The 1,640-nt window shown below is 60.8% G+C and carries 1 protein-coding gene and 2 pseudogenes; 1 reads left to right on the plus strand and 2 read right to left on the minus strand.

Going from position 1 to position 1,640, the window contains the following annotated elements:
• Window positions 1–304: pseudogene (locus WBF82_RS22035) on the plus strand (hypothetical protein); the annotation flags it as partial.
• Between the two features lie 6 nt (window positions 305–310).
• On the opposite strand, the gene WBF82_RS22040 reads toward WBF82_RS22035, so the two are convergent.
• Together WBF82_RS22040 and WBF82_RS22045 are read right to left on the minus strand one after the other, a co-directional pair.
• A complete protein-coding gene (locus WBF82_RS22040; protein WP_424385057.1) occupies window positions 311–1,039 on the minus strand; it encodes a hemerythrin domain-containing protein in 729 nt (242 codons plus the stop codon).
• A 47-nt stretch (window positions 1,040–1,086) separates the two neighbouring features.
• A pseudogene (locus tag WBF82_RS22045) lies at window positions 1,087–1,640 on the minus strand (aconitate hydratase); the annotation flags it as partial.

Genomic DNA, 1,640 nt, shown 5'->3' on the forward strand with positions numbered 1-1,640 from the left:
CACGGAGGCAGGGGAATGGCTGTACGACCGGGAAAGCCATCATCGCGACATCTTGAACACCCACGCCGACCGCGGCGGCTGGATGATTTACTTCTCGATCGCGATGCTTCTCGTCGCCGCCATATTGACACTGCTGCACCTGCGTGAAAGCCGATCAGCCACACCAGCGCTGAAACTCAACGTGGCGGTTGCGATGCTGACAATCGCGGTGGGCGCCGCATCGATCGTGCAGGTGGTTCGTATCGGCGACTCCGGCGCCCGATCGGTGTGGGCCAATGAACTGACCAAGTCGGATAAACCGTAGTGCTTGTCAGTCCGGGGTGAACTGGCTCAGGTCGTAGATGCCGAGACTTTTCTCGATATCGGCGACTTTGTCGACCACCCCTTGGAAGCCGGCCGGACCGAACCGCCGATGCTCTTCGTCTTCGAAGGCTTCAGCAAGGTCGCGAAACTTCTGCGCGGGCAGTACGTCGCGCAACGCGGGGAAAACGACGGTGTCTTCACGGGCCTCATGCGGCTCATACATCCGAATGAACGCAGACATGTCTTGCACCAAGGCTTCTCGCTCAGGCTGCTCAAGTGAAACCGCGGCAGTAGTGGCACCGAGGATACGATCCGTTAGCTCGCGGCCACGTTGGTGCTGAACGCGTAGCACGCTGGTGATATCGGTGAGTTTGCCTGCCTTCTCCAGGCTAGGAAACACGTATTGCTCTTCAAGGTGTTCGTGGTAGTCCTCGATGAAACTTCGAATAATCCCGGCGCTGGCGTTGAGCGCCTGAGATGGATCCGGCTCCTCAGCCTCCAGACGATGAATGCCTTCCCGATAAATCAGCAAGATGCGCTTGAGCACGCCGTGCTCGCGCATCAAGTCTTCAGGTGGCGTGACCGGCACCTCTTGTTCGGAGGATGCACCGGATTGGCTTGGAGGGGGCTCGGGCGGTGAGCTCCCACATGCGGACAAGCCGATCGCACTAGCTGCGGATATCGAAATTCCGAGTAGTTGGCGCCGGCCTAGGGCCGCTGGTATCCGGTCTGTCATGGCCGTACCCTTCTCGCTCGCGTTGACGTGGCCAACGAGCGAAAAGTCTAGTCTTCGGCTAACCGTGGGATCAGGCCGCCGGCCAACACATCCTTGACTTGCCGCGGCGAAAGACGGTGCCGCACAGTGAAAGACGAATCCTTGGTGACGTTATCGACCTGCAGCGTGTCCTTGTCTGCCAATGCCTCGCGAAGACCGCCGATGCGCAGCGTGTCGTCCTGATCGATGGATTCGTAATCGTCGGGGTCGTCGAACTCGAGCGCCAACACGCCGAAATTGGCCAGGTTCTGCCAGTGGATGCGGGCGAACGACTTAGCGATGACGACCCGTAGACCGAGATAACGGGGGGCGATCGCGGCGTGCTCACGTGACGAGCCCTGACCGTAGTTCTCGCCGCCGACGATGATGTGACCGTCGTCGCCGGCCTCCTGCGCCCGCTGCGGATACGACTCGTCGACCTGGGTGAAGCTGAACATCGCGAGCTTGGGAATGTTGGAGCGAAACGGCAGCGCCCGCGCGCCGGCCGGCGAGATCTCGTCGGTGGAAATGTTGTCGCCGACCTTGAGCAGCACCGGCACCTCGATTTCGTCGGGCAGCGGCG

The organism is Mycobacterium sp., from assembly GCF_049673265.1.
Classification (GTDB): Bacteria; Actinomycetota; Actinomycetes; order Mycobacteriales; family Mycobacteriaceae; genus Mycobacterium.